Here is a 25,906-nt window from a genome sequence, read left to right as displayed (position 1 = left end):
GCTAGCTTTGCCCCACTAATTTCTTTTTCATTTGGCGCGTTAAAAACTCTGAAATGAGTAACGCAATAATGGCAATAACAATCGCTATGACACAGAGTCTTGCGGCCATAAATTCTGCGCCTGGGGTTTGAATGAAGCTATACATGGCAAGTGGTAAGGTTTGTGTCTGACCAGGGATATTAGCAGCAAAAGTAATTGTTGCTCCAAACTCCCCTAAACCACGTGCCATGCCTAGAACTGCGCCAGAGACTATTCCTGGCAGAGCTAAAGGAAGACTAATACTTAAAAATATTCTAAATGGAGAAGCGCCAAGCGTAAGGGCTGCTTGTTCGATTTTAGTATCGATTAAATCAAAAGCTAAACGAATACTTCGAACCATTAGAGGTAAAGAGACAACGGCAACGGCTAATGCAGCGCCTTGCCAACGAAAAGCAAACTCCAAACCAAGATAGTCAAACAAAAAACGTCCAAAATAAGATTGATTTGAAAAACTAATCAGTAATAAATAACCAATAACCACTGGGGGTAAAACCAGCGGTAAATAGATTATGGCTTCAAGTAGGGATTTACCAAGAAAATCACGCCTAGACAAAGTAAAACCAATAAAAATTGCAAAAGGTAAAGTCAATAAAGTGGCAATGCCTGACACTTTTAAACTTAACCATAAGGCTGTTATTTCGAACTCACTTAGAGCAAGGTTATGAATCATGTCCATCATTAAGGTGTAATTCCTACTTATTATTAATGCTCTAAAAATCCATGTTTTACCAAGATATTTTTCACTACTTCACTTTGCAAGAAGTTATAAACATTCTGTTTGGCTTTATTACTATTTTTTGTCACAACTTTTGCTAAGTAATAGCTTATTGGATCATGAAAATCGCTAGGAATTATGCAGACAAGCTCTACTTTTTTTGAATTTATCGCATCAGAGTAATATAGGAAGGCAAATTCTGCTTGCCCTTGCTCAATAAAAGCTAAGGCTGACCTCGCGTTCGCACTTGGAATTAACAGACTTTGATAGTCAGATACATCAACTAAAGCATTAAGAGTCTGTTTTGTATAAATACCTAAAGGCACATGAGCTAAATCGGCAACGACAATTTTCTTATTTTGCTTATAAATATTTTGAAAGGTACTTTTAGTTGAAGCTTGATCAAAACAGCGTTGAGTTAAAGCAGAATGAGTTTTTTGGCCAGTTTTGGCGATAACCAGTTGATTGTCAATGAAGGGAGTAATGCTCTCTCCCTCAATTCGATTTTTCTCACTTAAATAGTTAATCCACTTTTCATTAGCAGATAAATATATATCAGCTGGTGCGCCATACTGAATTTGTCTAGCTAGCACAGAGGAAGAGGCATAATTTAGTACCAGATTATCATTTGGGTATAATTCTTTATACAAGCTTTCAATTATTGTTAAGCTTGGTGCAAGTGATGCGGCTGCCGATATGTAAACCGTTTCGGCTTGCGCACAGGCACTAAGTAAAAAGACACATAGACCTTGTAATTTATACTTGATCTTAAGCAAGCCTGACCTCTAATTGATTAATTTATAGAGGCCTAATAATAACAAGGTTGAGCAGGATTCAATAGCTGAGCTTGGCTTGGTACAAGAAATCCTATGCGGTTTAGGTCACTTTCAAACAAAACCCGATCGTATTTGCTTAAACATTAATCACCCTATTCTCAATCAGCGCCAGAAAAGCGTTCGAACTCCTAAAACATACTTAGAATGTCTTGATGGCCTTAGGGGACATGTTGCGATTAAAGCTGAGAGTTCTTTTTCATATCCGTGACTTGCTTTGAGTTCAAGCAATACATATTCACCAAGGGAAACGCCCTTTTCAATATTTGGTTTATGTTGGTTACGTTGATCATAAACATGGATTTTACTGTCTATTGTCGCTCTGACTAAACCGCAAGCGCTCTCAAAGTATTGTCGATGATAACGACAAATAAGTATGGGTGAGAGCTCGTTCCCCCAACTTTGTTTATCTAGCTCCTTTAGTTGTGAATAGCTTCCTTGGATATGCTCTCTCCAGTTCATAATTGAATTTGAAATATCAAAATCAATAGGAAAAGCTAGCTTATAGCCTTTTCCAGATAATCTATTCTTAAACTCTAAACAGGCTTTCTTGGTATTATTGAGTGCTTTATACCAACGTATTCTTACTTTTCTTCGTCTACTTACCCCGCTTAAGTTTTCTTCGTATATAGACATGCTTGGATTATCTAAATAAAGACTATTAATGTACCTATCTTTGTATCGATTTCTAAACATCAAAGGGTGCGTTCGAAGCCATATAAGCATCTCTTCGAGCTGATTGAGTGGTACAGGAATTTTTACTTCAAACCTTAAATCCTTAGTATCCATAACCTATATCCTTCTTTTCATTAATCTAATTGATTGATTAAATAAACTAGCGATTAACAATCGAAATATTTTCATCAAACTCTAAAGTTGTTTCACTTATCCTTTCTTGGTTTATTGGTGTTCTTGGAATAGGTGCTAGTGGATCTAGATCTCGTTTAAAATAAAAAGGCACAATTTTTTTAGAGGTTACCGCCGCATGTAAAATCAAATCGGTAATGTGACTTGATATCCTTATTTGCCTCTGTTCATTAGGCTTTAATACCAGAGGCAATTCTAGCCCATCAATCTCCAATTCTTCTTTAAACTCTAAATGATTAATCCCTTCAATGGCGTGAATGTGCAGGTCTTCCAAGGAGGTATTTACGAGATCTAAATAACTCGCTTCTTTCTTATTTTTCGTAGAACTAAACCTAGATGCTAAATCCCAATTCTTTACTGCTCGAAAATGGGTTAGATGTAAGTGAAGTTGAGTGTCTAGTTTAGAGATACGCTGACATTCACCTTGGTCATAACCTGAAGTCAGGCAAAGCGTTTGCTTGTGCATAATCTCAAAATCAAAGTCATTAATTAATGGCATACCATAATGGAGTTTACTTAATCAAGCTGATTGTTTTTCTTTTAGATACGATTGCATCTCACCGGTATTTAATTGATTTAGCATCACTGCTAAAGCATTATCATAGGCTTCTTTTACCTTTGCATCTGATAACATTTTTTTAGCGACAGGAAACTCCTTGCTCACAGCTTGCGTTAACCAATAGTGCTTCGCTGGAGTAACTGCCACATCACTTTGTATAGGTTCTAACTTTGCTGTTATTGGATTGTAATACCAGCGCCAATTATTCCAACTCAGTGCATGCCAAGCAGACCAAACATCAATTGTTGCTAAATATTGACCTAACTTTTCATAATCAAATACATCACTGGCTAGCCTTTTTCCTTCAAAAAAATCACTTATCAGAGATAAGGCAACCATTCTGTGTTTGTTTAATTCTGGGTCTCTTAAGATACTTGTACGTTGTATTGCTCTGGGTTGAAAAGTACGCGTGATATCTCCCTGACTATCAGTCGTTTCTTTTAATATATCTAACCTCACCACTAAGCCATGCTTTCTATTATTAAAGCTTAATAAATCTTGGCCAAAAGTTTCTTCCATTAACATGACGCCCCAATTAACTCCGTTTACTACAACTTTAACTGGGTTCATTTGTGGTGAAACAATATCAAAGCCGGACTTTTGAAGTGTTTGATCAAATAAGTAAAGTCCTTGATGTATTCGTACATTGGAGCTTAGTAGCGCAAAACGCCTATTATTGAGAATTGATTTGTTGTTTTTAAGGTCAAACCGTAAGGACCACCTTTTTGCACCGACAATATGTTCAAGTGCATCACCTTGTAGACGCAACTTGGTTTTATAAGCATCACCCCTGAAATGAATGACACCATTAACCATATGTCTTTTCTCGGCTATCATGCCTGTTTCAAAGGCTAATGCTCTATCTTGAGCCAATACTTGCCAATCTTGATAACTAACATCAACTTTAAGTAATGGCATGTCTGAATCAGAAGCAAGATAACGATTAGGGCTAGCCACTAACTCTTGTCCAAGTTGAATTAGCTTATCTTTAGCTGACTCATGATGTGACACAAAACCTAGATGTAAAAGGCTTGTTGTCACAAACGTAGGTGAAGGCAAGACAAAAATAACAAGTAAGCATATACCGATAATACTTAACCATTTCTCTGTCTTAGAGGTTTTAGTTTCCGTCTTATCAAGCTTCATAATTACACCCCTGCTATATTATGTTGCTCGAGTAACGATGTATTGATCTCTGGGTATTGCGCCTTTAAATCAGATATTAATGAGTCTACTTGCTCTGAATCTATGACGGATACAAAGAAAGTGGCATCAAAATGTTTTTCACCAACATCAAAGCGCCTCATCTCCATACGTTCAACATGTTTAAGTACGGTCTCTTTTACCTTGGTTAAGCAGGTATCTGAGTTAAAGTTAAGTTTAGGTCGGTAATTTAATGATAGGAACAAGCCACTTTCATCATAGCTTTTAACTTGTTGTTTTTTAGCAAGCGTAACCAAGCCTAGCGTTGAAATACACGCAACCAGCGCAGCGAGTGTTTGCCCTGCTCCTAATGCAACCGCGATACCTATATTCAAGAATAAGTAGAGTAATTCTTCTGGCTCTTTAATTGGGGTTCTAAACCTTACAATAGATAAGGCTCCAACTAATCCTAACGCCAAAGCCAGAGATGCCTTAACAACAGTGATAATTAAAATCACGGACAACATAAGCAAAGGGAATAATCGAGAGAAGTCTTGTCTATTACAAAATGCTGAAGAGTACTTTCTAAAATGAAGTCCTATGCCTGTCGCAAGGATAAAACCCAGTATCAAATTGAAAAGTAATGACACAAGCTGAACACTTGCGAATGGGAAAAACATGGATTGAATTTCTTTAGGCAAAAATGCGATTAAAAACGGATCAATAGATTCCATATAGCCTCCTATACCGACTTTATATAACTCACTCCTGAGCTACTCAACATATAAAGTCTGTGATTTGTTAATTGCTATTACTATTCAGCAGTTTTTAAGCCAGTTTAATTTTAGGCTTTAATAGCAATAAGTTAAGTAATTTTTGCTTTTGATTAACAATTTAAAGACTGCGTTTTTTGTGATGTGATTCTCAATTTGAGACTCAAATAGTGATGGCCTATTAATATAAGAGCGTATAGAGAGGTTTAGAAAGAATAAAAGAAGATACAGAAGCAAGCTAATTTTCTAGCTAGCTTCCGCAAATGAAGGGGATGTGATTAATTAAACCAATTCGGCAAACTTAAACTCCTGATTAGTTTGTTTTGTTTTTGTGCTGATCCAGTACCTTACAACAGGTTTAAAGCTAACTTTACTCTTTATTATTGACTCTAATTTACCTCCGCTTGCTTCAATTGCTTTGCGAGCGGCTACATTAGATTCTGGAGCAGTGATAAGCGCTTCTTCTATATCTAAACGCTTTAATTTTTGTTTCGCTAGGTTTAGGGCATGTTTAGCAATGCCTTGGTTTCTAAAACAAGGTGAAACATCCAAACTAATATGCCCACCTTCTGACGCTAGGAATGGTGTGTCGATATGGTGTCGTATTCTCAATACAGCCATGATTTCATCATGCTTATTTATCAACCAATAATGGTTACAGCGCACTTTACCTTCTGCGTTATAGATTCCCTGCGCTTCGTCTTTTAATTGATTAACATAAGATTTGAAACCAATACGAGCTGTTTCATAATTTAGTGAATTAATAGGATCACTAGACTCGAAGTCTTTGTAAAAACGTAAGAAAGCACTTTCGAGTACGCTTGTTGGCGATATAAATTCCATTTCTCTCTCCTTGACGCCTTTCTGTCATATTTTCGTAATCAAGAAACACTATAGCCACAAAGAGAGAATTTCGCTGTTATTAGATAAATTAATTTTATAAGACCAGTTTTCAAGCTAATAAGGACCTAAATTGAAAAGTGTTTAAACGCATTGTCCATATATTCGGCTAATTCAAAATCTTTTGAGGTTATTCCTTTCGCTGAATGCGTGCTCAACTGAACATCAACTTGATTGAAACTGTTTGTCCACTCAGGGTGATGATCAATCTTTTCACAATACAGAGCACACATTGTCATAAAACTAAATGCAGATTGAAAATGACTAAACTTAAAATTTTTAGTTAACTTTTCGTCTTTTATGAACCATTGAACCTCATCATCAAAATTAAGCTCAGCGAGTTTTTCGAGAAGTTGTTTGTCTGAAATTTTCGTTATTCTCATCAGCTTACCCTTTATTAGAGGTTTCATTAATTCTTGTTTACTGGGCTCTGTTTGTAAAACACCTTTATTCTTTTAGAACCATATCTATACACATAACAGCAGCTAGAATTAGCTTTCTCACGTCATGATCTGCTTCTATTTCCTCTGCTATTTTTAGTATGTAATTATCTGCACTTGAAAAAAGCTCTTGTCCAATCCCAGCCCATTTTTTTGATACATGAGCAAATTCTTGATCATCACGTTTAAAGTAAAAGTCCCAACCAGTCCATTTTCCAGATAAAGTACAAATTACGTTATCTTGTTTATCAAGAACATCAAAGCGACCACCAATGGATAAAAACTTCTGCTTAAATCCACCTATTAGTTCATTGTTTTCATTTCTTACTTCAACTTTAGATAAAAAGAAGGAGATGCCACGGGTGATGCGGACGACTCTTTGATCATCAGGCGTTCTGATTTGCACATCAAAAGGAGTCATCCTTTTATAATCAGTAAAACGTAATAATTTAGTAATCCAGCCTAAGTTAGGTTCGCGACACTCCATGATCAATTCGCCATTCTCAGGATCATAAATATCAAAGTTATTAGCCGCTTTGAATAAGCCTATATGTTCTTTGACTAAAAAAAGATTTTTATTAATTACCTGGCTCACATTGATACCCTATTAATTTTTAAAGTATCAATTTATCACATTCACCAAGAGATTGATCTTGAATAAGTAATTCGAATTATAGAATTGGCTGAGTCGAAATTATCCACACAAACAAAACACTGTATAAAAATACAGTATCTGTATTTTTAATTTATTTAAGAAAAGTCATTAATTCTGTTCTTATTAGTATATTTAATGAACAGAATCTTTAAAGAATGCAAATTTTAGTGCGGTTTTTATGTAAGGATTAAAATAACTGTATAAATATACAGTACAGTTCATCTAATATCAAAGAAACCATACTGTATAATTTTGAGTCTTTGATACTAGGGATGCATATTTATTGACTCGTTCATCTCTTTCGCCACTAGAGTTAAAATGTCATAACTCGCCACCAGCACATCATCTTGATCAGTGACTTGTACATCCCAAACGATAACCCCTTGTGGCTTTCCGTCCTTTGACTCTTTTCCTTGGTCGATTTTACGTTTACACGTTAACCTTGCACGTATTGTTGTCCCGATTGGAACAGGCTCAATAAAACGCAAATTATCAAGCCCATAGTTAGCAAGTACTGGGCCCACACCTGGGTCGACAAATAACCCAGCAGCAGCTGATAAAACAAAATACCCATGAGCAATACGTTCACCGAATTGTGATTCTTTGGCAGCAATATCATCAAAATGCATATAAAAGTGATCACCCGATAAGGAGCCAAAATTAACAATGTCCGCTTCAGTCACCGTACGTCTATGGGTCAACAATGACTCACCAATTTGAACCGACTCAAAACTACGCTTAAACGGGTGTACGTCAGTTTCTATTATGTTCGCACCTCTTACATATTCGCCAGTAACAGCACTTAACATGGTTGGTGAACCTTGAATCGCGGCCTTCTGCATATAATGATATACAGCATTAATACCTGCTAACTCCTCTCCTCCACCAGCTCTGCCTGGACCACCGTGCTTCAAAAATGGCAAAGGAGAACCATGACCAGTCGATTCAAGTGCGGCCTGCGCATCAAGAATATGCAGCCTGCCATGCAAAGCTGCTAATTGTGGAATCATTTGAGCCGCTATCATTGGGTCTTTAGTACATAGCGTCGTTACCAAACTCCCTTTACCTAAGGCTGCAATTGCTATCGCCTCATCAATTGTATCGTAAGGCATCATGGTCGCAACTGGACCAAATGCTTCAACATCATGTGCTGCACAATTGATTAAAGGTTGATGATTAACAAATAGATGTGGAGAGATAAATGCACCTTTCTGGCAGCCAACACCTTGAGGTTTGGTATCCTGAGAATAAACAAGTTCACTCGTTTCTCGTAACTCTGCTATTTTTGCTTTAACATCTTCAAGCTGTTCAATTGATGCTAACGCTCCCATTCTAACGCCTTCTACATCAGGATCACCGTAAGTCACTTTGGCAAGTTTCTGGCTTAACTTATCGATAACGTGAGGCATAATTTCTCTTGGAACAATTATGCGTCTGATAGCCGTACATTTTTGACCAACTTTTGTTGTCATCTCTTTAAAGACTTCACGAACAAACAAGTCTATTTCAGTATCTTCTAGATTAATATCTGGAGCGAGAATAGCTGCGTTAAGAGAATCCGCCTCGGCATTAAATGGAATTGAACGTTTTATAATATTGTCATTGTTTTTTAATAGACGAGCGGTTTGTGCGGAACCTGTAAATGTTACAACATCTTGTTCGATAAGATGGTCTAATAGGTTTCCTGTACTACCAATAATAAGTTGTAAAGACCCCTCGGGGAGCAGACCAGATTCATTCATTAAACGAACCGTGGCTTCAGTTAAATAACTTGTCGCACTGGCAGGTTTAACAATGCAAGGCATACCAGCAAGGAAGCAAGGCGCAAACTTTTCAAGCATCCCCCAGATAGGAAAGTTAAATGCATTAATATGTACAGCAACGCCACCTTTTGGCACTAAAATATGAGTACCTGCAAAATCATTGTTTTTGCCCAAGGGCATAGCGCTTCCTTGGTGAATTAGGTTGCCTGATGGAAGCTGGTTTCTCCCCATACTGGCATAAGCGAACAAGGTACCGAAACCACCTTCAATATCTATCCAGCTATCTCCACGTGTTGCACCAGTTTCACGAGATAATAAATAGAGTGACTCTTTATGCTCTAGTAGGTACTTGGCAAGATTTCTAAGACAGGTAGCTCTTTGCTGAAAATCCATCTGCATTAATGAGGCTTGGCCTTTTTTTCTTGCATAGTCAGTTGCTTCTTCGAAATCAGGCAGCTCGGCATGGATATAACCAATTACATCACCATTAATGGCGCTTTTTAATGCGCTCTTCTTTTCTTCACCTATCCATTGGCCATTTAAAAAACTTTGGATTATCTTCATGAAAACCTCTATTTGCTTATTCGTTTAGCAATTAAACTAATTATTATTTTGGGGATAAAAGCTTACTGGTCGTAACTCAGTACGACTTTGTTCGTAATGGGATAACATTGGCACGAGAGCACATAGCCAGCTTCAACTTCATAGTCTTCAAGTGCGAAATTCACATCCATTTCTACTTCACCTTCAATGACTTTTGCTTTACAGGTAGAGCAAACACCAGCGGTGCAGGAATATGGTAAATCGGCACCAATATCATTACCTGCTTCAAGAATTGTTTTTGAGTTATGAGCTAATTCAAACTGCATTTCTCTACCGTCATGAATCACGGTAATATCGCTCTTCTCGAAGGTTTGAACGGCTAGATTTTCTTGATTTTTTTGACGCCTTTCTGTCGAATCTGATTCTGTGTGAAATAATTCAAAGTGTACTTTATCCTTATCAAGGCCTTGCTCAATCAGGCTATTGGCCACTTGTTCTGTCATGGATTGAGGGCCGCAAATGAAAGCTCCTGATAATTCGCTAACCTGCATTAACCTTTTCAATAGCAATTGACACTTGTTCGCATCGATACGCCCGTTATAGAGATCTATATCTTGTGTCTCACGACTAAAGATAAACACAAGATTAAATCTATCCATGTAGGCATTTTTTAAATCTTCTAATTCGTTACGAAACATGGAGCTGGCTGTTGAACGATTACCATACAATAGAGTCACTTGACTCTTTGCATCTTGTTCTAAGCAGGTTTTTATAATAGATAAAATAGGAGTAATACCACTACCGGCGGCAACAGCTAAAATATGTTTACTCTCAGATGTTTTTGAATCAATAGCTAGACTCAAACTGGCACCAAACCTACCTTGAGGAGGCATTACTTCAAGTGTATCCCCTTCTTTAAGATCATGATTTGCAAAACTAGAAAAGAGACCATTCTGAACCTGCTTTATACCGACTCTAAGCTGCTCATCGTTAACACTTGAACAAATAGAATAAGAGCGCCTTACATCAGTACCCTCAATGTGTTTTTTAAAAACTAGATACTGACCCTGTTCATAATTGAATTTGTCTTCTAATTCATCAGGCACTGAAAAATGAATAGAGACAGCATCGCGCGTCTCTCTTTGTATCTTACTAATTGTTAGCGGGTAAAATTTGTTCATAACATTTAATACTCATCCAGTGTTAAATACACTTAAAATAATCAAAGGCCTCACGACAATCATGGCATTGATATAATGCCTTACATGCTGTCGAACCAAATTCGCTTATTAATCTAGTATTTTCACTATTACAATGGGGACACGAAATCTCTCGGTCTATTAAACTTGGTTTAGAAACAAGCCCTTTAGGAGGTGCTATTCCTGCGTCTACCAGCTTTTTTCGCCCTGTGCTTGTAATAAAATCACTCGTCCAAGCGGGAGACAGAACCTGTTCTATTTTAATGTTCTGATAACCAGCATGACCCAATGCCTCTAAAATCAAATCATTGATGAGATCAGTTGCAGGACAACCTGAATAAGTAGGTGTTACCTCAACAGAAATTTGTCTTAAGCTAAGACTTACACTACGAACAATGCCTAAATCAACAATGCTAACTGTCGGAATTTCTGGATCCTGTACTTGAGTTAGAACTTGCCAGATAGATGTCTCGTCATACTCAAGAGGTTTACTAAGATCACCTAGAATATCTGTAGCTAAAATTTGCTTCTTAGTCGAGTTTTGATAAGGAGTGCTATCTATCAATGATTTAGGTGAAGGCCTACCATACTTTTGCATCTGGATATGCCCTCTGCAGATATTGCATTTCAGCTAAAATAAAACCCAATAACTCGGTGTGTTCCCCTTGTTTACCACCTTTGTACATCCAGGCATCATAATCAGGATTAACTAACTTAGCTTGCGATAGCACTGTCTCGATTGAATGCTTCCACAAACCAAATATTTTATGGGGGTCAGGGATAAGCCCATCTCGCTCTAAAGCATCTTCAAGGTGATCACTCGTTATAAGTTCACCAGTAAATCGCCATAATTGATTTATCGCTGATTGCATTTTTTCGTGACTTAGTTCAGTTCCATCACCTAATCGAATCATCCATTGACTCGAACGCCTTAGGTGATAAGAAACTTCTTTCACTGCTTTACTAGCAATAGACTTAATACGCTCATCTTTTGAGTCCTGTAACGACTCTAATATCGATAAATGCCAGGCATCGAAGAAAAACTGTCTAGTAATTGTTTCAGCAAAGTTGCCATTTTTTTGTTCAACTAAAAGGACGTTATAAAACTCATGGGCATCACGTCGAAAGGCTAAATGGTCTACTGTGCGCTTTAATGGATCTAATTCACTGGCGTACTCATACCAATTTTTTGCTTGTCCAATTAAATCTAGCGCAACATTACTAATTGCTAACTCTTCTTCTAAAGAAGGTGCATCACCGCAAAGTTCGCATAACCTTTGCGATAGAATTAAATTAGAGTCAGCCAGTCGCAACAGGTAAATAAATAAAGCATCAACAGGCTTGGTATTTTTAATCATGGTATTCATCCTTACATGTGACCGACTTCATCAGGTAACTCATAAAAAGAAGCATGGCGATATACCTTGTCTTCAGATGGATCAAACAAGGCCTCTTTATCATCTAGTGCAGAGGCTGTAATCATTTTTGAAGGAACAACCCAAATACTGACACCTTCGCAACGTCTGGTGTAAAGCTCTCTTGCATTTTCCATTGCCATGGCATCATCTATCGCATGAACACTACCTACATGCTTGTGGTTCAGACCATGTTTACTTCGTACAAACACTTCATATAATGGATACTCTGACATCTTAAGCTCCCTTCATTAATTCTTGTTTTTTGGCATAGGCAACAGCGGCTTCCCTTACCCAAGCACCCTTATCAATCGCACTTTTACGTTTAGCTAATCTTTCTTGGTTACAAGGACCATTGCCCTTTAACACGGCGTAAAACTCACCCCAATCAATTTCACCAAAATCATAGTGCCCCGTTTCTTCATTCCACTTTAAGTCCGGATCAGGTGCGGTACAGCCTAGAAATTCAAGTTGAGGAATCGTTTGATCGATAAACATTTGGCGTAATTCATCATTTGATTTACGTTTAATTTTCCAAGCTAGGGATTGCTTAGAATTAGGAGAGTCATCATCTGTAGGGCCAAACATCATAAGAGACGGCCACCATAAACGATTAATTGAATCCTGAACCATGGCTTTTTGTGCAACTGTACCATGCTGCATTATGGTTAATAAAATTTCGTAGCCTTGGCGCTGATGAAAGCTTTCTTCTTTGCAAATTCGCACCATGGCACGTGAATAAGGGCCATAAGAGGTTCTTTGTAATACCACTTGATTGACTATGGCTGCGCCGTCTACCAGCCAGCCTATCGCCCCCATATCAGTCCAATTTAGGGTTGGATAATTAAAAATACTCGAATACTTTGCTTTTCCTGTATGCAGCTTTTCTATTTCTAAATCCCTATCTGCACCTAGTGTTTCCATTGCACTGTATAGATATAGGCCATGACCGGCCTCATCTTGTATTTTTGCTAATAGCTGCAATTTACGCTTTAAAGTTGGCGCACGCGTTAGCCAATTCCCTTCTGGTAACATACCAACAATTTCAGAATGGGCATGCTGAGAGATCTGCCTTATCAAAGTCTTTCTATAAGCTTCGGGCATCCAATTCTTAGCTTCAATTTTAATTTCAGCATCTATTTTTGCTTGAAAGTCACTCTCGTCCTGACTCATTTCATCCTGACTTTTGACTTTTTTAACCCCTGTTTCGACAAGTTGAGCGTACATTACCACCTCTATAACTACTAATTTTGGCTATTAGGTTTAACTAACTTGCATTAAGTTTATGACACAATAAAGATCAAAAACAATAAAATTATGTGTCGTTAATTATTTTTACAGCGCTAAATTTAACAATTAATTGGATAACTAATTGTTTTAGAATGATAAAAATACAGCACAATAATTATAGAAAAAGGCTTTATTGTGTATCCTAATGAGTATTTTAAAGTGTAAATTTAAAAATTAAGCCTCTTATGCCAAACAAGTATCACGTTGAAACAAGACTTAAGAAGTTATATCGGAGAGTTATATGAAATGGATATCAGCTAGATATGCGTGAAAAAAAGAACATATTTAGCCCTAAAATCCACCTCCCGAAATAGAAGTGTCATCTAGTTAAGAAAAGCTAGTTGAAGTAAAAGGACTAACAAAGCTTGATACTTCATCACTCAACTAGACATCATTTGTAGTGAATCAATCGGCTTGAATAGCGTAACGCCCACTCCCTAATAGTGCGGATAATCATAATATTGAAAATTAAATCTTCTTATTGGAAGGTAAAGGTGTACATCATTACCCTGATGCGATTAAACCAGAGGACTTTATCCCTTACTTCAGATTAGTCGGCGCACTTGAAATAGCACCACTTGAGAATAATTATAAGAAGGTTAAGGAAGTATCTCAACACAGGACTCGAAAACATAGTTTCACGTAAGAATATAGATAAATATCTGACCCTTATTAATGACATTCGTAACTCTGTAAATATGGCATTTTCTGAAGAGCCTTTTGACAAAAACTTCACTCTCAATGCTGATATTCTAGTATCAGTATATAAATTCCATCACGATGTGGCAGAAAACGGGTTCGCTAAATTAAGAGTTAATACGGCAAACATGGCCAGTTTAATGCGCCCATGTTGAGCTTAAGATAACAAACTCAAGTCATTATCAAATGCCACATTAGGGACACCATGACTAACAATTAATATTTGTGTCAGGTTCATCAAACTTGACACTATTTACTCGCATCTGGCCATACCCAATGTGGCTCATCAAGCATACCTTGACCCACAACGCTTGTTTCCCCCAACTCTTTTTTTAAGCGGATACTATGACAATCTTCATGCTCTTCAAGAGCAGCAATAAGCCTTGAAGCATGAGATACGACCCAGACTTGAGTTCGTTCAGAAGCGCTGATGATAAGCCTTGCCAAAGCAGGCAATAAATCTGGATGTAAACTTGTTTCAGGCTCATTAAGTACCATTAATGGTGGAGGTCTTGGTGTTAATAGTGCCGCCACCCATAACAAGTACCGTAAAGTACCATCTGATAACTCCTGCCCGGATAAAGGTCTTAACAAGCCATATTGGTAAAACTCGATCGCGAAACGAGCATCTTCTTTTATCGCTATCTTTAAATGCGCTCCTGGAAACGCATCACTAATGGCGTCAGCCAGAGCCTCATGACTCCCAATTTCATTAATCGTTTGCAGTGCAGCGGCAAGATCTCGACCATCATGATGTAAAACTGGCGTTCTTGTCCCTAATTGAGCATGCCTTGCAGGCGCATCCATGTCACTTCTAAAGTGATCATAAAAACGCCAATGTCTAATATTATCTCTTAGAGTGATTACTTCTGGCGTTTTATCTGGGTCAGATATCTGACTAAAAATACTATCGAAAGTAGCTATATTTTGACTCATTACCTGCCAATTACGCTTTTCTCTAATTTTAATCAAGCTTGTATCTCTGTCGATGAGAGACGATGCTGGACGATATGTACTTGAGCCAGAGCGACACGCCCAAATACATTCTCTTTTAATCTCAGGATCTAATGAAAAAGCAGAATTACTCGGTTTAGGTAAACCTAAAGAAATTGAATATCCAAAGTCATCTCCTGTGAAGCCTAGCCTTAAACGTTTCGCCTTGCTTCTTGGTCCACCCTGTATAGGGATCTCACTTCGTCTCATTCTATCTGAAATAACTTCTGGCCCAGCCCAAAAACAAGCCTCAAGCCCTCCTTCTTTTGCGAGAGCGTTGACAACTCCTCCTTGGGCAGTTTCAGCTAATAATCTCAAGGCTTTATATAGATTAGACTTACCACTAGCATTGGCGCCCGTTATCAAATTAAGTCGACCTAAAGGGATAACTAACTTAACTAATGAGCGATAATTTGAAATCGATAGCGTGTTTAACATGAAAGCTTCCATTTTGATGTCTTATTAACAAGACGAATTAATTGAGCGCGCTCAATTTATTTGTTTTCCTTTAATTTTCGGTACTGTTTTGGCGTGAGTTTCATAAAGTATTTAAACTCTCGTATAAAATGGGCTTGATCATAATAGCCATTATCAATTGCTAACTGAGTTAAGCTTTCATAATCCCCACTTGATAGCCTACCTTTAACCTTATTTAGCTTCATGAGCCTTTGATAAACTTTTGGACTGATACCAACGTACTGTTTAAATTTTCTTTGAATTTCTCTAGCGGAAACACCAGACATATCCGCTAATAACTCTAATGGCATATCCTGTTCGCGCTTAAAAAGAGTAATGAGAGATTCTAATTTATCCTGTGCTTGTAAGTGATAATTAGACAAGTTACTAATTAAACCTTCTTCTACTTTTCTCAGTAAGCTTTCACCTGTTTCCGCTTTAATTTTAGTTTCAAATTTGATGTACATATGATAAGCATTTGCAAAACGTGTTTCATTAGAAATGTCTATTATATCAATCAATTGCTCCATTCCACTCTCTAAGAAAGCACAACCAGTACCGGGGTGAAAATTAATACCGAGTGTGCAAATTTGATTATTAAAACCAATCTCAAAAAGCGCTTTGCTTGGTCCTACTACCGCGGCCTGTTTTGAAATCCTGTGCGAGTGATTATTCCTTGTTAATCTAATCTCATCACCATAGTTAAACAAAATGCAAGAACCACAATCGCTTAACAAACTAAAGGCTAATACCTCTTTGTTCTTATCATGCCGTGCCAACCATATGGCTTGTACATAATCACCCAAAGGCGGTTCTGGAGAGATTTTAAGATAATTAATATCATCAAGTGTTGGCATTAAGTCGTTTTTATCCAATTTTTAATAAAGCGCTAAGTCTAATCTTGCTTCATACGATTAATCCATTAAGGAGCGATACCATGTCACAAAGACTTAACCATTTTCAAGCATCCCCTGGCGCAATGAACACTTTAATTGAAGCTGAAAAGTATATTTCTAGCTGTTACAAAATCAAAAATACTTTGGATAGCACCCTATCAGAATTAGTAAAAATACGTGTATCACAGATTAATGGCTGCGCTTACTGTCTTGATATGCACTGTAAGGATGCAAGAGCATTAGGTGAAACAGAGCAAAGGTTACATAGCTTGATAGCATGGAGAGAAACAAACTTCTTTAGTGAAAAAGAACGTGCAGCGTTAGCTTGGGCCGAAGCAAATACATTAATTCATCAAAATGAAATTGATGATCAACTGTATAAGTCAACGAGAGAGCATTTCTCAGAAGAGCAGCTGGTAGATTTGACGTTGGTTATTACCACGATAAATAGCTGGAACCGTATAGCAATAAGTTTTAAGCCCGAAGTAGGCGGCTATCAAGTTGGCAACTTCGACCTTTGATCACTCTAGATTGTTTATTGAAATAATGGCAATTTAAGTAGAGTAAATACTTAAGCGCTAAATTGGCCATCTATTGTCTATTTCGAAGATCGGTGGCCATACTATCCGCATTTACTTTAAACTTACAAAGTATTTTGAAATATAAATGGCGTTTTTTATTTTTTTTTGAAATATGAAAGTATTTTATCTATAACTAATTTTATAACAAGGCATCCCTGTATAACTTAGATTATAGGATTAACATCGGCAAAGTTGTTAAAATAAATGTGCTTTAGAATCTGAGTAAATTGCTATCTAGAATCGTCTCTTCTCATAGTTTCGAAAGCACCTATTAATTCCCGTAAAGAGCCTCTATTTGGGTTATAGTCAAACAAGTAAAAATAACTAAAAGTAACCATAAAGCCCTTAAAGCCCTTAAAGCCCTTAAAGCCCTTAAAGCCCTTAAAGCCCTTAAAGCCCTTAAAGCACTGAAAATCATACTGTTTTACTCATATTTCATACTTGTTTTTTTTCATTTCCAGCGAAAAAGCACGTAATTTTATTACTTCTATCGATTCTCTCAACACCTATTCGTCAAGCAACAAATAATAAGATAAGTTGGTTTTAGCTTTTTAAAAATCATAAATAATTATCACAAAGCAATGAATGCTTTTGGCAGGGAAAGTGTAGGTTAGGCGCTTAGCAATTATTTAAGGAATACCTTAACTAATAAGTTGTCGACAGAAATAATAATGAAAAATACACGCATAAAATTTAGTGAAGAAGTTTGTTCAAAGCATAAAATTGAAGCTTTTATACTTAACCTCTCAATAAAGACGATTATATTTATACAAATCATCCCTCAAATCATAATATTTTGCTTCTTATATGAATGCCTTTAAAGGTCAGAACTAATCATTAAAGGCATTGTTTCATCACTTAAGGTTTAACCGCAGAAAAGCAAACTAAATTCGCTCTATCACAATTGCAATCCCCTGACCGACACCTACACACATTGTACAAAGCGCATATTTTGACCTCTCACCCTTGCTAGCTCTTAATTCTAGTTCATGTAACGCAGTGGTAATTAAACGAGCACCACTCATACCTAAAGGGTGCCCTAATGCAATTGCGCCGCCATTGGGATTAATCCTAGAATCATTTTCATCTAAGTCTAAGTTACGAATAACAGCAAGAGCTTGAACAGCAAAGGCTTCGTTCAATTCAATGACATCCATGTCATCTAATGATAAACCAAGTTGCCTCAATACTTTTTGTGTTGCTGGTACTGGACCAATCCCCATAAACTTAGGTTCAACACCTGTAGTCGCCATAGCAAGTATCTTTGCTCTTGGCTTCAAGCCATGCTCAGTGATGGCTTCATCATTAGCCAAAAGCAAAGCACAAGCGCCATCGTTTACACCAGACGCATTTCCTGCTGTTACACTGCCTTCATTCCTAAAGGGTGCTTTAAGTTGAGCTAACTTGTCTAAGCTGGTTAACCTTGGGTGCTCATCTTGATCAATCACCCTGTCTTCTTTCTTTCTCTGTTTAATCAAGACTGGCGTGATTTCTTGTTCAAAGCGCCCTTCAGTTTGCGCTTTAGCTGTTTTTTCTTGGCTTAAATAAGCAAAAGTATCTTGATCATGGCGACTTATTTGGTATTTTTGCGCTAAATTTTCAGCCGTTTCTGGCATAGAATCTACACCATACTTTTCTTCCATTAAGGGGTTTATAAAACGCCAGCCTATCGTAGTATCAAAAAGTTCAGCTTGACGACTAAAAGCGCTTTCAGCTTTCCCCATGACCATAGGTGCTCTAGACATTGACTCAACGCCACCAGCTATCATCAAAGCACTTTCATTTGTCTTTAACGCCCTAGCAGCATACCCAACGGCATCCATACCCGAACCGCATAATCGGTTAATAGTGGTACCCGAAACAGAAATAGGAAGGCCTGCTAATAAGGCGCTCATTCTTGCTACATCTCTATTATCTTCTCCAGCTTGGTTAGCGCAGCCTAATATAACATCGTCCACTTTGCTCCAATTCACAGTATGATTACGAGACATGAGTGATTTGATTGGAATAGCACCTAAATCATCGGCTCTCACACTCGAAAGAGATCCAGCATATCGTCCAATTGGGGTTCTAATTGCATCGATAATATAAGCATTTTGTAATTGATTCATTTATGACACCAAAAGTAATTTTTATAATTTTGTTTATTGAGCAAGCTCATTTACTATTTTTTTACCGCTAACACTTAAACGTCTTAACAAAGATGAGGGTCGATACCTATCTTCGCCATAACTAAGTTGGAGATTTGTAAGCACTTGATGAATAAGAGTTAATCCAACTCTTTGCCCCCAGGCTATTGGCCCTTGAGGGTAATTAACTCCAGCACACATTGCCTTATCTATATCTTCACCTGTCGCAACGCCTTGTAAGCGGGTTTCTACCGCTTCATTGGTTAACATTGCCAATGTTCTCATTAATACTAAGCCTGGAATGTCATCGAGTTTAATTAGCGTTATTCCAATTAAATCGAATAAGGTAAAGGCATCATCTAGAGCTTGTGATGAACAATTATCTGAAGCACTAATTGCTAACTTAGTAATGCTTGAGTAATCAAATGCCAAGTCAAATAACACCAAATTATTTAGCTTTTCTTCTTTCGCTCTTTCGGTTGCAGTAAGGCCATTTGTTAACCCTATATGTGCCTCGCCGAATGTAAAAATGGTAATTATTTGCTGCTCTAAGTCTTGATTGGTTTCATTATCAAAATAAAAATTATTACTTAGAAACCGCTCAATTAAACCCTTGGTTGGACTCATCTGACTTGGCTGATTTTCTTGTTTTGATGTGACTTGTATTTGTTTTATAAGCCCATCTGGCGCTTTGCTTTCAGTCCAATTTCTATCTATTGGTAAATCCGTAATATTGTTCTGTAAGTATTTCTCTCCATTGGAATTATATTGATAAAAGCCTCGTCCTGTTTTTCTTCCAAGAAACCCTGCTTCTAATAAACTTTTTTGACTCAGAGATGGTTTAAACTTGGGATCTTGGTAATAGGCGCGAAATACAGACTCCGTCACAGCATAATTAACATCATGTCCAATTAGATCCATCAACTCAAACGGCCCCATTTTAAAGTGGCCACACTCTCGCATTAGTTCATCTATTTGCGAAATACTGGCTCCCTGTTCATCTAAAATTCTTAATGCTTCTGCATAAAATGGACGTGCAACTCGGTTTACAATAAAACCTGGACTACTTTTGGCGTAAACAGGTTTTTTACCCCAACGCATACACGCTTTGTATAAAACTTTGGCGAGTACTTGATCACTTGCTAATCCACTAATGACCTCGACTAATGGCATGACTGGTGCAGGATTAAAAAAGTGAAGCCCTAAGAAACGCTCTGGCCTAGAAAGCTTAGACGCGATGGATGTTATAGAAATAGATGAGGTATTTGAGGTAAATATGCAGGTTTCTTTGCAAATCGACTCTAACTCAAGAAATAAAGACTGCTTAACTTCTAGGCTCTCTATGATTGCTTCTATGACTAAATCGGCACTTGCCAACTCATCCATTGAATATGTCGGGATAATATTTTCTAAACATAAATCATAATTTTCTTGGCTTAACTTCCCCTTTAAAACTCGCTTATGTAACTGTAAAGCAACCGACTCTTTAGCTTTGAAAATTGCAGCTTCATTCTGATCAAAAAGTAATACCCTATGGCCTGATTGCGCCGTAATTTGAGCAATACCTGCTCCCATAGCGCCAGCACCTATAACAGCAACAACGCTGGTGCTATCAAACTTTGCTATCAATGCTTTAGATAGTGTCATAGTGTTAGTCTCCATTTCTGCTACTTACCAGTGAACTTCGCTGGTCTTTTTTCAATAAAAGCACTAACACCTTCACGATAATCATCAGATCGGCCTGCTAATCTCTGCAAATCTCGTTCTAAATCAAGTTGAGCATCAAAGCTTTGCTCCTCACTCGCATGTAAAGCACGTTTTATTAATGCCAAGCCCTTTGTTGGTTGTTCTGAAAAGTGTTGAGCCATAGACATTACCTCATCCATTAGAGATTCATTTTCAACAGCTCGCCAGATTAAACCCCAAGATTCAGCTTTTTCAGCAGGTAGTTTTTCCCCTAACAGCGCTAAACCTTTCGCGCGTGCCATACCAATTGATTTGGGTAAGCTCCAAGTACCGCCAGAGTCTGGTATTAAACCTAGCTTACAAAAAGCTTGTATAAAGCTTGCTGATTTTGCCGCTAAAACAATATCGCAAGCTAGTGCAATGTTAGCACCTGCTCCTGCTGCGACACCATTAACGGCGCATATCACAGGCATAGGTAAGGCTCTAATTTTACGAATCATAGGGTTGTATCTTAACTCCAGCGATTCACCTAAATCTGGCGCCTCACTCCCAGGAGCAACATTTCTATCTGATAAGTCTTGTCCTGCACAAAAACCTCTACCAGCACCAGTAATGACAAGAACCCGAATGTTGCTATTTGTCTCTATTAACTTAAGAGCAGAGCGTACCTCTTCATGCATAAGCCCATTAAAGCTATTCAACTGCTCAGGTCTATTGAGTGTTAGAACCGCGATGGTCTGATTAATTTCAAGCAATATTGTTTCGAACGGTTGAGCATTATCTTTCATGAATGATTCCTTTATCTTATTGACTGGAAGTCGGCTCGTAAGCAAAATTCAAAGCCTATAAAAAGCATTAATGTGAATACTTAGTGTTAGCGACCTTTAAATATTGGCTTTCTTTTTTCTTTGAAAGCATGTAAACCTTCTTGCCTATCTTCCGTTGCAGCAAGAAGGCAGAAAGCCTGCCGCTCAAAAGCAAGCCCAGTAGATAAATCACAATCTTGTGCTTTGAGAATACTTTGCTTGATCTGTTTTACCGCTATTTGAGCTTGCTCTGATATACACTTTGCAATGGATAACCCCCTTTCTAAACTTAACTCAGGTACACACACTTCACTTATTAAACCTGAATCAAGTGCCTGTCTTGCATTTATGGGCTCGCCAGTCAGGGTCATTTGCATTGCTAAGGATTTACCTACTGCATGAAAAAGCCTTTGGGTTCCTCCTGCTCCTGGCATGATGCCGAGCTGAATTTCAGGTTGCGCAAATTTAGCGTTATCACCTGCAATAAGAATGTCTGCGTGCATGGCAAGCTCGCATCCACCGCCATAGGCATAACCATTTATCACTGCGACAATCGGTTTTTTACAATTTGAAATTGTTTGCCAATAATCGACTCTTTGATCAAACAAAAGTCCCTTCATATTCATATTCGACATTTCATTAATATCCGCACCTGCTGCGAAGACCTTGCTATTGCCTGTTATGACAATGCAATGAATATCATCGTTCTCATCAGCAATCGAAACCTGCTTAGCAATTTGACCCAATAATTCATTATTGAGCGCATTTAATTGCTTAGGTCTATTTAATGTTAATAGACATATGTGCTGTTCAATTTTTTCAACAATCAGTACTGCTTCAGGATCTTTTGTCATCATAGAATCACTTTCATTAATGGCTAAACCATCATGGTTTATGCTCTAGTCTTATTCGTTAGCTTATTTCGATTATAATAACTTTATGATACAGGTCAACTTATAGACTAATGATTTTATGTGTCATATTATTAAAGTCAAATTAACCTTCAACTCAACAAAATCTTGGGAGCTTTTATGCCATGTTATAAATTGGATGGTATTTGCCCTGTGGTACATCCAAATGCATTTGTCCACCCAACAGCTGTACTCATTGGTGACGTTCATGTAGGCGAACAATGTTATGTTGGTCCAAATGCATCTCTAAGGGGAGATTTTGGTCGTATCGTTATGAATAAAGGATCAAACATACAAGACAACTGTGTCGTACATGGGTTTCCTAAGTCAGATACTGTCATTAAAGAGAACGGACATGTAGGACATGGCGCAGTGTTACATGGTTGCATTGTTGGTACTGACAGCCTTATTGGAATGAATGCTGTTATCCTAGATAATGCAGAAATTGCTGCATTCTCCCTCGTAGGAGCCGGTGCGATAGTCAAAGCAGGCTTTCAGTGTGAAGAAGCATCGCTTATCATTGGCTCACCAGCAAAAGTGATACGTAAACTTAGAGACAAAGAGATAAAGTGGAAACAGCTTGGTACAGAAGAATATCAACACCTAGCCCAACGCTGCCTTCAAAGCTTAGAGGAATGCCAACCTCTTGCGCACGTAGAAGAAAATAGAGTGCGTATGGATGAGTTTATAAAAAGTACATCATTGGCACCAAAAATAGAATCGAATGAGAAGTAAATACATGATTCTATTAGCTTTAGCACTTTAGTGAACTATATAATGCTTCATCATAGACTTTTAACGCCAATAATATGAGATATATAGATGTCAGCACAAATCGAGTTAACACTTTTGTTAGATGACTTTAAAAAGCAAAGACCTTTGCGTGCAGGCTCTCTTATTATTAGCTTATTTGGTGATGCAATTACTCCAAGAGCAGATAAGGTATGGTTAGGTAGTTTATTTGAATTGCTCTCGCCTTTTGGTATTAATGAGAGGCTTGTACGAACATCCGTTTATCGATTAGTAAATGAAAATTGGCTGAATGCGGATAAACAAGGCAGACGCAGTTATTACTCTCTAACTCAATCTGGCTCTAAACGCTTTCAAAATGCTTTCGAGCATGTTTATCAGATGAAGACCCCTCATTGGCATGGTAGCTGGTGTCTTGTTTTTCTTAATCAGTTAAAAAATGATATGCGTAAGCAGGTTAGAGATGAACTTGAATGGCTAAGCTTTGGTTCAATGGGTAATGATGTGCTTTTACATCCTAGAATTAACCGTCATGACATTACCGCTTTACTAAACGAATTAAATTGTCAGCAAGATGTCATCGTCATGCAAACCGAAGCAATTTCTGAAAAAAGTCCACAAGCTTTATATAAGCAAGTAAACGAAAGTTGGAATTTAGATCAACTAGCGCAAAGGTACCATCAGTTTATTGCTAGATTCACCCCTTTGCACCAAACAATAAAACAAAATATGAATCTGACCGATCAAGAGTGTCATCTCGCAAGAACATTACTAATACACGAGTATCGTAAAATTGTTTTGAAAGACCCTCAGTTACCAGACCCTCTGCTTCCAAATGAATGGGAAGGTTATCAAGCAAGACAATTGTGCCGAAGTTTATATCAGTCTTTATATGCACAAGCAGATAATTGGCTAGATAAACATTTGGAAAATGAAATGGGTAAACTACCTCCAGCAGATGATAGCTTTTATCAAAGATTTGGTGGACTCTAATCAGTTAACTCTACTTAGTATCAAGCCCCGCTCTATCAAGACTACTGCTTGACAGCTTTATTTGCCGATTGATAACGCCAAATTAAAGCACGCCATTATTCTTGGGCTTTAAAACTCCATTAAAACTACACTTTGTTACATTGACGATTATCTCGCATTTCTTGTCTAATATTCACTCAGTAATAGATGAAAAAATCATGAGTTTCGTACTCTTTTATTAATCAAAGGTGTTTTTTAGAAAAACATGAGTTAAATTATTAACGTTTTGATTTTATTAAGGTAACACTGCAGATGGATTTTACGTCACTGGTTGGTATTATTTCGGGTTTTGGCTTAATTCTTTACGCCATTGTGCTTGGAAGTAATGATTTCAGCATCTTTATCAATATACCAGGTGTCATGATTGTAATCGGAGGAACGCTTGCAGCTACCTTAGTTACCTTTCAGATACGAGACACCTTGGCCGCATTTAAAGCCGGCTTTATCATTTTTTCGCAAGATAAACAGAACCCTCAAGTCATGATAGCGACAATGCTTCAATTGACTAAACTTGCCCGTCGTGAAGGTCTCATCGCATTAAGTCGAGTTGAAGCCGATTCACCTTTCTTAAAGCGTGCACTCAATATGGCGTCCGATGCTAATGATGAAGACTACATAAGAAAAACATTACAAGCGGATATCGATTCACTAAAAATTCGTCATTATGTAGTACAAGATGTGTTCAAAAAAATGGGGTCATATGCCCCCGCATTTGGCATGCTTGGCACCTTGATAGGCTTGATACAAATGCTATCAAGACTTGATGACCCGGAAATGATAGGCCCATCTATGGCGGTGGCCCTTCTTACTACATTTTATGGTTCTTTGATGGCAACAGTTATCTTTTTGCCAATAGCAGGTAAACTTAAAGCAAGAACAATTCTAGAAATACAAACTTTAGAAATCATCCGTGATGGTACTGTTAGCTTAATGGGTAGTAATAACTACCTAGCGGTTTATGAACGCCTATCTTCATATATACCGGCCAAACAAAGAAAACTACCAACGGCAGGTGATAAAGAGAACGAAAAAGCAGCTGGCTCACGCAAATGAATGATGATCCGTTATTTGAACAAGAAGATGTCGCAGACTGGATTTTTACCTATGCCGATCTAATGTCACTACTTTTAGTCTTCTTTATCTTGCTTTTTAGTATGACAAAAGTCTCTAAATATACGTTAGAGTCGGCCCTATCTTCCATTCAAATTGCAATGAACAGTAGTGGTGCTAATGTTACCCAAGACCCAGAAAAACACTCAGCGGGTGGTGAGAACGTAGTACAACCAGAAGAGCACCAGATTGGTGTGAATGATGACTTTATTACGTCCTCAACTAATACTGCTGGTGCTGCCGAAGTACTGGAGCAGGAAGAGCTAAAAGAAATAGAGGAAATGACTGCAGAGGTTCACAAACAGCTGGAGGTATCCCAAATAAGCAATGTTGTCTCTGTTCAACAAAACGGTGACCAACTCATCATCACAGTTGATGGCCAAACCTTATTTGAATCTGGTGAATCCGAACTTTCTTGGCAAGCAGATTATATTTTTGAAGAACTTATTAGAATGTTCCAATTCTATTATGAATTTTCAATCAATATCAAAGGCCATACGGATAATATTCCAATTCGCACAGTTAAGTTCCCTAGTAATTGGGAGCTATCAGCAATAAGAGCAACCACTGTCTTGAGATACTTTTTAGAAGAAGGAATAGCGCCACAAAGGATGACAGCAACAGGTTATGCTGACAGTGTCCCTATTGCTCCTAATAATAATGAAGATAATAGAGCCCTAAACAGGCGTGTAGAATTTGTTTTAGAGAAGAATTAAGCGATTA

The 25,906-nt window shown here is 37.7% G+C and carries 26 protein-coding genes; 5 read left to right on the top strand and 21 right to left on the bottom strand.

Annotated features, from left to right (window positions below; translation table 11 throughout):
• Position 1: 1 nt before the first annotated feature.
• The 17 genes from modB to TW85_RS25480 form a co-directional block, all read right to left on the bottom strand.
• Positions 2 to 718, bottom strand: a complete 717-nt coding sequence (gene modB / locus TW85_RS12290; RefSeq protein ID WP_084616269.1) for a molybdate ABC transporter permease subunit — start codon at positions 716 to 718, stop codon at positions 2 to 4.
• Positions 719 to 741: 23 nt separating this feature from the next.
• A complete protein-coding gene (modA, locus tag TW85_RS12285; protein ID WP_052702128.1) occupies positions 742 to 1,530 on the bottom strand; it encodes a molybdate ABC transporter substrate-binding protein in 789 nt (262 codons plus the stop codon).
• 162 nt (positions 1,531 to 1,692) lie between these two features.
• Positions 1,693 to 2,376 carry a polyphosphate polymerase domain-containing protein gene (locus TW85_RS12280; protein ID WP_046017397.1) on the bottom strand — a complete coding sequence of 228 codons (684 nt, stop codon included), beginning with the start codon at positions 2,374 to 2,376 and terminating at the stop codon, positions 1,693 to 1,695.
• Between the two features lie 46 nt (positions 2,377 to 2,422).
• Positions 2,423 to 2,953, bottom strand: a complete 531-nt coding sequence (locus TW85_RS12275; RefSeq protein WP_046017396.1) for a hypothetical protein — start codon at positions 2,951 to 2,953, stop codon at positions 2,423 to 2,425.
• Positions 2,954 to 2,974: 21 nt separating this feature from the next.
• Positions 2,975 to 4,159: a hypothetical protein gene (locus TW85_RS12270; RefSeq protein ID WP_046017395.1), complete on the bottom strand. Its 1,185-nt coding sequence runs from the start codon at positions 4,157 to 4,159 to the stop codon at positions 2,975 to 2,977.
• A gap of 2 nt (positions 4,160 to 4,161) precedes the next feature.
• Positions 4,162 to 4,890 (bottom strand): DUF4956 domain-containing protein, encoded by a 729-nt coding sequence (locus TW85_RS12265; RefSeq protein ID WP_046017394.1) that lies wholly within the window; start codon positions 4,888 to 4,890, stop codon positions 4,162 to 4,164.
• 321 nt (positions 4,891 to 5,211) lie between these two features.
• On the bottom strand, positions 5,212 to 5,772 hold the full coding sequence (locus tag TW85_RS12260; protein WP_046017393.1) for a GNAT family N-acetyltransferase: 561 nt from the start codon (positions 5,770 to 5,772) through the stop codon (positions 5,212 to 5,214).
• A 125-nt stretch (positions 5,773 to 5,897) separates the two neighbouring features.
• The gene (locus tag TW85_RS12255) at positions 5,898 to 6,212 is read right to left on the bottom strand and encodes a 4a-hydroxytetrahydrobiopterin dehydratase (RefSeq protein WP_046017450.1); all 315 of its coding nucleotides are present in this window, start codon (positions 6,210 to 6,212) and stop codon (positions 5,898 to 5,900) included.
• A gap of 64 nt (positions 6,213 to 6,276) precedes the next feature.
• Entirely contained in the window at positions 6,277 to 6,864 is a 588-nt protein-coding gene (locus tag TW85_RS12250; RefSeq protein WP_046017392.1) for a phospholipid scramblase-related protein, read from the bottom strand.
• 326 nt (positions 6,865 to 7,190) lie between these two features.
• On the bottom strand, positions 7,191 to 9,251 hold the full coding sequence (gene paaZ / locus TW85_RS12245) for a phenylacetic acid degradation bifunctional protein PaaZ (RefSeq protein WP_046017391.1): 2,061 nt from the start codon (positions 9,249 to 9,251) through the stop codon (positions 7,191 to 7,193).
• A gap of 62 nt (positions 9,252 to 9,313) precedes the next feature.
• Positions 9,314 to 10,411, bottom strand: a complete 1,098-nt coding sequence (gene paaE, locus TW85_RS12240) for a 1,2-phenylacetyl-CoA epoxidase subunit PaaE (RefSeq protein WP_046017390.1) — start codon at positions 10,409 to 10,411, stop codon at positions 9,314 to 9,316.
• Between the two features lie 22 nt (positions 10,412 to 10,433).
• The gene (gene paaD, locus TW85_RS12235) at positions 10,434 to 11,027 is read right to left on the bottom strand and encodes a 1,2-phenylacetyl-CoA epoxidase subunit PaaD (RefSeq protein WP_084616267.1); all 594 of its coding nucleotides are present in this window, start codon (positions 11,025 to 11,027) and stop codon (positions 10,434 to 10,436) included.
• Complete coding sequence (gene paaC / locus TW85_RS12230; protein WP_046017389.1) at positions 11,011 to 11,787, bottom strand: 1,2-phenylacetyl-CoA epoxidase subunit PaaC; 777 nt, start codon at positions 11,785 to 11,787, stop codon at positions 11,011 to 11,013. The genes paaD and paaC overlap by 17 nt, the downstream gene beginning before the upstream one ends.
• A gap of 11 nt (positions 11,788 to 11,798) precedes the next feature.
• Entirely contained in the window at positions 11,799 to 12,080 is a 282-nt protein-coding gene (paaB, locus tag TW85_RS12225; RefSeq protein ID WP_046017388.1) for a 1,2-phenylacetyl-CoA epoxidase subunit PaaB, read from the bottom strand.
• 1 nt (position 12,081) lies between these two features.
• Positions 12,082 to 13,071 (bottom strand): 1,2-phenylacetyl-CoA epoxidase subunit PaaA, encoded by a 990-nt coding sequence (gene paaA / locus TW85_RS12220; RefSeq protein WP_046017387.1) that lies wholly within the window; start codon positions 13,069 to 13,071, stop codon positions 12,082 to 12,084.
• A gap of 1,011 nt (positions 13,072 to 14,082) precedes the next feature.
• Entirely contained in the window at positions 14,083 to 15,264 is a 1,182-nt protein-coding gene (locus TW85_RS12215; RefSeq protein ID WP_046017448.1) for an AAA family ATPase, read from the bottom strand.
• 56 nt (positions 15,265 to 15,320) lie between these two features.
• Positions 15,321 to 16,139 carry a helix-turn-helix domain-containing protein gene (locus TW85_RS25480; protein ID WP_052702126.1) on the bottom strand — a complete coding sequence of 273 codons (819 nt, stop codon included), beginning with the start codon at positions 16,137 to 16,139 and terminating at the stop codon, positions 15,321 to 15,323.
• An 80-nt stretch (positions 16,140 to 16,219) separates the two neighbouring features.
• Here TW85_RS25480 and TW85_RS12205 point away from each other — a divergent pair, with 80 nt between their 5' ends.
• Positions 16,220 to 16,699: a carboxymuconolactone decarboxylase family protein gene (locus TW85_RS12205; protein WP_046017386.1), complete on the top strand. Its 480-nt coding sequence runs from the start codon at positions 16,220 to 16,222 to the stop codon at positions 16,697 to 16,699.
• 944 nt (positions 16,700 to 17,643) lie between these two features.
• On the opposite strand, the gene pcaF is transcribed toward TW85_RS12205, so the two are convergent.
• The 4 genes from pcaF to TW85_RS12185 form a co-directional block, all read right to left on the bottom strand.
• Complete coding sequence (gene pcaF / locus TW85_RS12200) at positions 17,644 to 18,870, bottom strand: 3-oxoadipyl-CoA thiolase (RefSeq protein ID WP_046017385.1); 1,227 nt, start codon at positions 18,868 to 18,870, stop codon at positions 17,644 to 17,646.
• Between the two features lie 33 nt (positions 18,871 to 18,903).
• Complete coding sequence (locus TW85_RS12195) at positions 18,904 to 20,535, bottom strand: 3-hydroxyacyl-CoA dehydrogenase (RefSeq protein WP_046017384.1); 1,632 nt, start codon at positions 20,533 to 20,535, stop codon at positions 18,904 to 18,906.
• Positions 20,536 to 20,555: 20 nt separating this feature from the next.
• On the bottom strand, positions 20,556 to 21,362 hold the full coding sequence (paaG, locus tag TW85_RS12190) for a 2-(1,2-epoxy-1,2-dihydrophenyl)acetyl-CoA isomerase PaaG (protein WP_046017383.1): 807 nt from the start codon (positions 21,360 to 21,362) through the stop codon (positions 20,556 to 20,558).
• Between the two features lie 86 nt (positions 21,363 to 21,448).
• Positions 21,449 to 22,234 carry an enoyl-CoA hydratase-related protein gene (locus TW85_RS12185; RefSeq protein ID WP_046017446.1) on the bottom strand — a complete coding sequence of 262 codons (786 nt, stop codon included), beginning with the start codon at positions 22,232 to 22,234 and terminating at the stop codon, positions 21,449 to 21,451.
• A 177-nt stretch (positions 22,235 to 22,411) separates the two neighbouring features.
• On the opposite strand from TW85_RS12185, the gene TW85_RS12180 reads away from it, so the two are divergent.
• From TW85_RS12180 to TW85_RS12165, 4 genes are all read left to right on the top strand, one after another.
• Positions 22,412 to 23,026: a phenylacetic acid degradation protein PaaY gene (locus TW85_RS12180; RefSeq protein ID WP_046017382.1), complete on the top strand. Its 615-nt coding sequence runs from the start codon at positions 22,412 to 22,414 to the stop codon at positions 23,024 to 23,026.
• Between the two features lie 87 nt (positions 23,027 to 23,113).
• Positions 23,114 to 24,034, top strand: a complete 921-nt coding sequence (gene paaX / locus TW85_RS12175) for a phenylacetic acid degradation operon negative regulatory protein PaaX (RefSeq protein ID WP_046017381.1) — start codon at positions 23,114 to 23,116, stop codon at positions 24,032 to 24,034.
• Between the two features lie 291 nt (positions 24,035 to 24,325).
• Positions 24,326 to 25,126 carry a MotA/TolQ/ExbB proton channel family protein gene (locus tag TW85_RS12170; RefSeq protein WP_046017380.1) on the top strand — a complete coding sequence of 267 codons (801 nt, stop codon included), beginning with the start codon at positions 24,326 to 24,328 and terminating at the stop codon, positions 25,124 to 25,126.
• The gene (locus TW85_RS12165; protein ID WP_046017379.1) at positions 25,123 to 25,899 is read left to right on the top strand and encodes an OmpA family protein; all 777 of its coding nucleotides are present in this window, start codon (positions 25,123 to 25,125) and stop codon (positions 25,897 to 25,899) included. The genes TW85_RS12170 and TW85_RS12165 overlap by 4 nt, the downstream gene beginning before the upstream one ends.
• Positions 25,900 to 25,906 lie beyond the last annotated feature (7 nt).

Source organism: Marinomonas sp. S3726, from assembly GCF_000967665.1.
Classification (GTDB): domain Bacteria; phylum Pseudomonadota; class Gammaproteobacteria; order Pseudomonadales; family Marinomonadaceae; genus Marinomonas.
The sequence above is the reverse complement of the archived record's forward strand: the minus strand, read 5'-3'. Positions and strand labels throughout refer to the sequence as shown.